Source organism: Dehalococcoidia bacterium (genome assembly GCA_035574915.1).
Classification (GTDB): domain Bacteria; phylum Chloroflexota; class Dehalococcoidia; order DSTF01; family WHTK01; genus DATLYJ01.
On sequence record DATLYJ010000036.1, the window covers coordinates 1 to 7,552 of the forward strand.

The 7,552-nt window shown below is 66.2% G+C and carries 8 protein-coding genes; 4 read left to right on the forward strand and 4 right to left on the reverse strand.

The genetic code is table 11. The annotated features are described in order from the left end of the window. Positions 1-19: 19 nt before the first annotated feature. On the reverse strand, positions 20-1,879 hold the full coding sequence (locus tag VNN10_03130; protein ID HXH20997.1) for a bifunctional diguanylate cyclase/phosphodiesterase: 1,860 nt from the start codon (positions 1,877-1,879) through the stop codon (positions 20-22). 107 nt (positions 1,880-1,986) lie between these two features. Next, positions 1,987-2,751, reverse strand: coding sequence for a sigma-70 family RNA polymerase sigma factor (locus VNN10_03135; protein HXH20998.1), 765 nt, complete (start codon positions 2,749-2,751; stop codon positions 1,987-1,989). Between the two features lie 511 nt (positions 2,752-3,262). Here VNN10_03135 and VNN10_03140 point away from each other — a divergent pair. Then, entirely contained in the window at positions 3,263-4,867 is a 1,605-nt protein-coding gene (locus tag VNN10_03140) for a GAF domain-containing protein (GenBank protein HXH20999.1), read from the forward strand. On the opposite strand, the gene VNN10_03145 is transcribed toward VNN10_03140, so the two are convergent. Then, complete coding sequence (locus VNN10_03145) at positions 4,805-5,068, reverse strand: GTPase (GenBank protein HXH21000.1); 264 nt, start codon at positions 5,066-5,068, stop codon at positions 4,805-4,807. The two genes, VNN10_03140 and VNN10_03145, sit on opposite strands and share 63 nt — an antisense overlap. A gap of 33 nt (positions 5,069-5,101) precedes the next feature. Between VNN10_03145 and VNN10_03150 the strand changes: the two genes are divergently transcribed. From VNN10_03150 to VNN10_03160, 3 genes are all read left to right on the forward strand, one after another. After that, complete coding sequence (locus VNN10_03150) at positions 5,102-5,803, forward strand: response regulator transcription factor (GenBank protein ID HXH21001.1); 702 nt, start codon at positions 5,102-5,104, stop codon at positions 5,801-5,803. A gap of 184 nt (positions 5,804-5,987) precedes the next feature. After that, positions 5,988-6,317: a hypothetical protein gene (locus VNN10_03155; protein HXH21002.1), complete on the forward strand. Its 330-nt coding sequence runs from the start codon at positions 5,988-5,990 to the stop codon at positions 6,315-6,317. 58 nt (positions 6,318-6,375) lie between these two features. Beyond that, on the forward strand, positions 6,376-6,864 hold the full coding sequence (locus VNN10_03160) for a pyridoxamine 5'-phosphate oxidase family protein (GenBank protein HXH21003.1): 489 nt from the start codon (positions 6,376-6,378) through the stop codon (positions 6,862-6,864). Positions 6,865-7,011: 147 nt separating this feature from the next. Here the strand turns inward: VNN10_03160 and VNN10_03165 are convergent, their stop codons facing one another. Next, a complete protein-coding gene (locus tag VNN10_03165; protein HXH21004.1) occupies positions 7,012-7,530 on the reverse strand; it encodes an NUDIX domain-containing protein in 519 nt (172 codons plus the stop codon). Between the last annotated feature and the right edge of the window lie 22 nt (positions 7,531-7,552).

Genomic DNA, 7,552 nt, shown 5'->3' on the forward strand with positions numbered 1-7,552 from the left:
TGGCCAGCCGGCGCTGGCGCTACGCCGCGCGCAGGACTTGCCGGCGCGACGTCCCGGCCCGGCACTCCTTCGGTTTTCCGATGAGATACCCCTGTATGGCGTGCACCAAATAGTCCGTGCCCGGCCCCGCGCTCCGCAGCGACTCCGCAATCTCCTCAGAGTCTATGCCTTCAGCGATGACGAAGGCGCCGGTCGCGCGCGCAAAGGCGGTGATGGCGAGGAGCACCGCTCTGCTCGCCTCCTGGCGGCTTTCCACCGTGACGGAGCGGTCGATTTTGATGTAGTCCCAGGGAGTAGCGCGCAGCATTTGCAGGCCGGAGTTGCCGACGCCTACGTCATCCAGGGCGACGGCGAATCCCAGCGCGCGTAAGCGCGTGATGTGCGGCACGATGATCTCGAAAGGCGCGGCCATCTGCTCGGTCACCTCAAAGGTCACTCTGGATGGTTCGATCGAGGCCGCTTTGACCATGCACCAGAGGTCGACCGCGGAGAACCCGGCGTGGAAAAGGGTCGAGGGATGGAGGTTCAGGAAGAGTTGAGCGTCCTCGGGCAGGGCTTTCGCGTCGCTCAGGGCCTGCGCTATGCAGAGGCGGTCGAGGTCACGGGACAGGCCCATCTGTACGGCTACCTCGAAAGCCTCCTCCGGCCCGGAGAAGCCGTACTCCTCCGGTGTCCGCAGTAGGGCCTCGTAGCCGAAGATGCGGCGGCTCGGCACCAGGGCGATCGGCTGAAACGCAGTGAGGATGTGGCGCTCGTGGATCATGCGCCGGAGCTCTGCCATCTTCGCGCTCGTGGCGTTCCGGCGGGCCGCAAGCCTTTCATCGAAGAACTGAGCCTGGTCCTTGCCGCGATGCTTGGCCTCGTAAAGGGCGGTGTCGGCCTCGTCGCGTAGGGCCTGAGGGCTGCACTCGCCCACGCGGCAGCTGGCGAAGCCAATGCTGATCTTGGGAAGCGACTCGCGTCGGACAGCGCTGAGGAGGGCCTGGACCGTGGCCCCGGCCGCAGAGTGGTCCGCGCCGGGCACTATCAGCGCGAACTCATCGCCGCCAACGCGGTAGCAGCGCGCGCCGGCAGCCGTTCTCTGGATCACCCCTGCGAGGCTACGCAGCACCTGGTCGCCGAGGGCGTGGCCGCCGCCATCATTGACTTCCTTGAAGTCGTCAATGTCGATTATCGCCACGCTCAAGAAGGCCTCATCCGTTGCGCGCGTCGTGGCAGCAGCCGCGATCAGGTCCTCCTGGAAGGCACGATGGTTGCCGAGCCCGGTAAGGCTGTCGGTATAGGCGGCAGTCTCCATCAACGCCAGGCGCGCGCTCCGGGCGCTGTCTCGCCGCTCGAGGTAACGCGCGGTCATGAACAGGCCGGCAACCAAAGGCAGGCCCGCTGCGAACGACGAGAGCGTTATGACGGACTGCCTCTCCAGACGCCTCTCGAAGGAGGCAAAGTGCCTGGACGCAGCGTCGCGTCTTTCGTCCGCCACGGGCTGGATGAAGGCCGCTATGCTCGCGACCCTGCTCAGGCCAGCATCGCTGAGGGGCACCGACCCCCCTGAGACGAGGGCCTCTGCTCGAGCGGCGTCCTCCGCGTAGCTGCGGACGAGTTCGTCCACGAAGCTGCGGTCCGCTTCGTCGCCGATCCTTCTCACTACTTCGATGTGCCCGAAGGCGCGCTCGATGGCAGTCCGCATCTTCTCGAGCTCCGAGAGGTCGCCCGTCCTGGAGGCATTGCCGGCATGAAACGCTGCGGCGGCGCCGGCGTGGACGGCCTGGTCGTAGGCGTTGGCCACTTCCAGAAGGTCCTGCGCGCGCCTTAGTTCGGTCAGGCTGCTGGACAAAGTGACGAGGGTCAGCACCCCCATGGCGAGGATGATCAGGCCCATGGCAGCCTGACAAGCGCGCGACGCCCACACGATCGCGCGCCCGTGGTCGGCAGAAGGTCGCCGCGAATCCCTGACCGCGGACCCCGGGGTCCGCTGGCCGGTCTCCATCAGGCGGCCTCCGCTAACTGGCGCTCCACGAGCCGCTGGCGCAAGCGGCGCACAGCGCGATGCCGGAGCTGTGAGACGCGCGAGGGGGAAATCTGCATAACGTCCGCGATGGACTGCAGGGAGCACGACTTCAGGTAGTACAACTCGATGATGGTGCGCTCTCTTCCCGGGAGCGCTCCAATGGCGTCCCGCACCTGGTCTATCAGGACTTTTTCCATGGTCACAGCCTCAGGGTCGAGGTTGACGTCGTCGTCGCTGAGCCCCTTGAGCTTCTCCGCTTTTCCGTCCCACCCGTACTCGCTCAGGCCCTCCAGGGACAGCACTTTGAGTCCGGTCGTGCGCACGGTGTCGCGGACCTTCTCGGGTGTCTCGCCGATGCACTCGGCGATTTCGGGCACGGTCGGCTGCCGGCCGAGGCTGACGTGAAGCGCCGAAGTGACCTTGTCCAACTCTGCAGAGGCCCGCTGGAGCGAGCGCGGCAGGTGGTGCGCGGCTCGCAGCGCGTCGAGGATGGCGCCGCGGATGCGCGGCATGGCGAATGTCGAGAACCTGACGCCGCGGTCTCGCCGGAAGGACTTGTAGGCCTCTACAAGGCCCTGCAGCCCGTACGCGATCAGGTCTTCATACTGGAGGTAAGTACCCCGCGTGCCGCTGCCCACCGTCCTGTTCACGATGTGGCGGACAAATGGCATGTAGGCCTCGACAGTCTCCTCCAGGCTGAGCTGGGCCGGCGTTGCTTCGAGAGCTTCCGAGCCTTCATTCACGTTCGCGTCCTCCTAGCGGCTCATTTCCGTCCCCTCTCCCGCAGGGAACGGTTGCCGCCCGCCTGCTGGCGCAGGGGGCGGCGGGCCGGCCCGCGCGTCGCGCAGGCCAAGGCCCAAGAGAACCACCGGCGGAGGCAGGTGCGCGGGCGCACCTGGTAGCCCTCGATACAACTGAACGCTAACGGGCGCTACCGCGGCCGACCAAGTACCGAAAGACTACTTTGGGCCATGCTAAGTAGCCATAATAAATTGGCCGTTCGGGGGGTTCAGGACGCTACGCGGCTGCCGAGAATGGCGGCCAATCGGGCCGGACGCCCGTTCTGGCCCAAAGCACGAATGTGAGGTATTGCACTTGCGGGCTGTGCGCCCTGCGCATAATATGTCAATATCTGCTGTATTTAAATCCCCAGATCAAAATGCTCTCGCTATTCAGCGGCGCAGGCCAGGAAATCTGAGTCGGCGCGGTCTAACCAAGCGATCCTCCACGGGGCAGAAGGGCCCTGGCACCACCATGATGCACGAGGTGTTGGGCGCCGTCCTGGAACTGGACGGCGCTGACCTGGAGGTGCGCACCTACGTCCGGTCAATCCTGGACCGCCTCCGGGTCATTCTCGGTGCAGATGCGGCCTGTGTGCTCTGGGGGCCGGATGAGGACAAGCTCACCTTCTACGCGACTGCCGGACTTGATGTCCAGGCCGAAGGCCTGAGGGTCCCGGTGGATGACAGCGTCGCCGGTCGGGTCATCAGGTCACGCGCGCCGGTGAATATCGACGACCTATCGGCCGTGGGGGAGGCTCGTCCCGCTCTCCGGGACCGCTACGCTTCGGCGTTAGGCGTGCCTCTCATCCTTGGCGGGACTGTCGCCGGTGTACTCGGCCTGGTAGCAGCGCGCAAGGGCGCTTTCGACGAACGCACTGTCTCACTCCTCCGGGGCGTCAGCACCTTCCTCGCCGCCCTGGTGAGCCACGACCGCACACTCGCCGAATTGGCAAGGCTGGCGAGCGCGCTGGACGCCGCGAACAGCCTGGAAGCCACCGCGTTGACGGCGCGCGAGTACCTGAACGCTCTGCTGCAGCGGATTGTCGAGGTTGTCAAAGGGGACGCCGCTGCCGCGTTCTGGGCCGACTCAGGAGGTGAATGGCTCACGCTCTATGCATCGGTCGGCCTTGACGCACCCGACGGCTTCAAGCTGCCCTTCAACGTGGGAATTACCGGCCGCGTTGCTGCCGGGCTGAAAGCCATGCGCGTCCCGGACACGGCTCTCGTAGAGACGGCCGATCCCGAGCTGGCGGAGACGTTCCGATCGGTGATTGCCTGCCCACTTGTCCTCGAGGGCAGGGCTGCTGGTGTCGTGGCCATCGGCGCCAGGGAAGTTGACTTCTTCAGCGACTCCGACCTCGAGCTTCTTGCCAGCTTTTCGGGGCGGTTTGCCCTGATGATGGACCGCGAACGCGTCAAGGCGGAGGCCAAGGAGTTGAGCGCGCACCTTCTCGCCGCGGAAGAAAACGTCCGCCAGTCCCTGGCGTTCGACCTGCACGACCGCGTGGCCCAGAGCGCGGCCGCTTCCTTGATGTTCCTTGAGGCGTTGAGCGCGCGGTTCCGGCCACGTGGAAAGGAGGCTCGCCAGCTCCTCGACTCGGCGCGCGCGCAAGCAGAGGTCACGGCTCGCGAGACCCGGGCGCTCATCAACGAACTGCGAAGTCCCGAGTCGAGCGGCCGTTTCTTCCAGGAGTCGCTCGTGAATGCGGTCAGCTGGCTCGCCGAGGCTACCAACGTTCAGCTTGACGTGGCAGTTGACCTCTCCGGCGGCGCTGCAGATGATCAGGTGCTCGTCCAGGCGCTGCGCATCGCCCAGGAAGCCGTAAATAACGCCGTGAAGTACTCGGGAGCGCCGTTCGTGCGCGTCGAGGTGAGAAGCGATGCAGACGCATGCTACGTCCGCGTCGAAGACGAGGGCCGCGGGTTCGAAATCAGCGACGTTAGCGAGTCGAGGAAAGGCATTGGTCTGGCCAGCATGCGCGCCCGGTGCGCCGTCGTCGGCGGACGCCTGACATTAGACAGCGCTCCGGGCAAGGGCACCAGGGTGATTGCCCGGCTGCCGTTGCGTGCCGCCTAGCCAGCCGATTGGAGGGCTGTCCAGTGGTCTGGGGGCAGAAGACCGCACTCTCCTGGGTGGTCGGGAAAGCCCGCGAACGAGCGGACGTAAGTCAGAAGTCGTGGGCGGATAATCACTTACCTCTGGTCTAGCATGAGACACAGCGCTAAGGAGCGTCGACTTGCCGGCGCCGGGGACTCCCCTTTCGGCGAAGCCCGGCATCAGTCGCACGGGGTTGGTGAACCGCCCGTTGCCATGACCTCCTTCAGCGCCTCGCGCAACCGAAAGGCCGACGTTTCCGGTCGTATCCGCGTCCTGATCGTGGACGACCACCAGCTGATCCGTGAGGGATTGCTCGCCTTGCTACGGGATAGCTCCCTGGAGGTGCCCTTAGAGGCGGCCAGCGGGCGCGAGGCCGTGCGGATCGCGCAGGAGACGAGACCGCAAGTGGTGCTCATGGACATCATGATGCCGGAGATGGACGGCATCGAGGCCTGCCGCCAGATCAAGGCCAGGTTGCCGGGCACGGCCGTGCTGATGCTCACGACGTACGAGGACACGGCGCTGCTCAAGCGGGCCCTGGAGGTAGGGGCGTCCGGGTACCTCCTCAAGGGTTCGTCGCGCGCTGCCCTGGTGAACGCCATCCGGACAGTGGTCTCCGGGAATAGCGTGATCGATAGCTCTCTCCTCGCGCGCGTCTCCCGGGAGATCGCTGCGTCCGGGCTCAATGAAGACGAGCGGAGGCGCCTGGCCTCGCTGTCGCCGCGCGAAACGGCGATCCTGCAGAGCATCGCGGCTGGAAGGACGAATGAGGAGATCGCCCGGGCCGTAAACTACAGCGTCGGGACCGTCAAGAACGCCGTGCAGACGATTATTGTCAAGCTCGGGGTATCCGACAGGGTCCAGGCCGCCGTCCTGGCCGCCAGGGCCGGCCTTCTCTCCCGCGACCCCGCGTAACCCTGCGTATCGGCCCTCCCGGGCAGCGTCTGCCCGCGGTGCGCCGCCCGGCCGGACAGGCGTTGACAACGGGACGGGCGGAGACTACTTTCCCGTCACGAACCGGGCTGCGCTGAGAAGCGGCCCCGGTCCTCGAAAACGGCGCGTCTCGCGGGGCGAGTTGGGAGCATGGGGGGCTGAAGCTATGGCTGTCGCGACGATTGCGCACAAGCCGGACCTGAGCAAAGAGGAGGTCCGGCGGATCTTCGCCAGGCACTTCGACGGCAAATACACGGTGGAAGACTGGAGCGGGATTCCGCGGAGCATGCGCGATTTCATGGTCGTCAAGAACGGCTTTGTAGCTGTAACAGTAAAGCTGGACCAGTCGCCGAACGAGACCAAGATCGTGTTTACGGGCTTTACACCAAAGTTCTGGGCCCGCGCTTTGGTCGGCGGCATTGGCAGCATGTTCCTGTGGAACGGCCTGACCAACGAGGTCAAGCAGTTCATCGAGACCGCGCCCGAGTTCCATTGAGGCTGCGCCTGGCCCGCAAGCCGGCGACCCCAGGGACGGTTAGGGGAATTCTCGACGCATGCCCCGGATATCGCCCAAGCTGGCCCTGACTTCGGAAGAGCTGGACAGGCTCATGCTCGAGAGTTGGAACATGCGCATCGCGACCCTGGGCCCTGGCTCGAGGATTAACCTGACGCCGCTGTGGTTTGCCTGGGTGAACGGCAAAGTCTACTTCACCTGCCGCGGCCAGAAAGTCGTGAACCTGCGGCGGGACTCGAACGCGACGGTGCTGGTCGACAAGAACGAGCGCTTCCCCGAGTTGGTCGGCGCCATGCTTCAGGGCAGCGCCAGGGTGCTGGAGACGGCGGAAGAGGAAGCAGCGGACCCGGACTTGGAGGAAGCCCGCTGGCAAATGGGCACGAAGTACGCGGGCGGCCATGGCGAGGCCGCGGCCGGACGCCGGCGCAACAATTTCACCGCCCGCGGCGAGACCAACCGCTGGGTGGTCTTCGAGCCGCACCACGTGATTACGTGGGATAACTTCAAGCTCGCCAGCCTCCGCGGCTGAACTCGGGCGATAGGCCCCGGAGGCGTTCCGGCCTCCATGCCCTCCCTCAGTCCTGCCCAGGCCAGCACCCCGGGACTGAAGGCGTGCTGGCCCGCGGGCGCGGGGCTTGCGAGGCGCGGCCGCTGGTGTCGGCGGCCCGCGCCCGGGTCAGACTGAGCTGTCCGCTTTAGCCGTAGCGGTTGCGGTTTGCTCTTCCAGGTAGCGGCGCACCAACCACTGGGAGGTCGCTCCCTCGCGCAGGCGTGAGGGGTCCGGCGGGGCGATGTCGATGGCGTCGACGTCGCTGCCGGGCCTGGGCTCGCCGCCGGTGACGCGCGCGTGGAAGGCGATGACGAGCTGGTCCGTGCGGCCTGGCAGGAAGTGCGTGCCCATGAAGCGCACTATCTCGGCCTCCAGGTTCGTCTCCTCGCGCACCTCGCGCAGGGCGGCGTCCTCGGCCCGCTCACCGCGCTCCACGAAACCGGCGACGACGGTCCAGCGCCAGGGCTCGAAGCTGTCCTTGCGGGTGTACACCACCCGCCCGTCATCGGTGGTCAGGAGGGTCAACACTACGGGCACGGGCGGGTCGTACCAACGCCAGCCGCAGGCAGGGCAGAGCTTGTGGGCGTGCCCAGAGGCGGCGCCGGCATCCGCCAGAAGCGCGCCGCATTGGCCGCAGTGCTTCATGCCTGAACGTTAGGGGACCTCC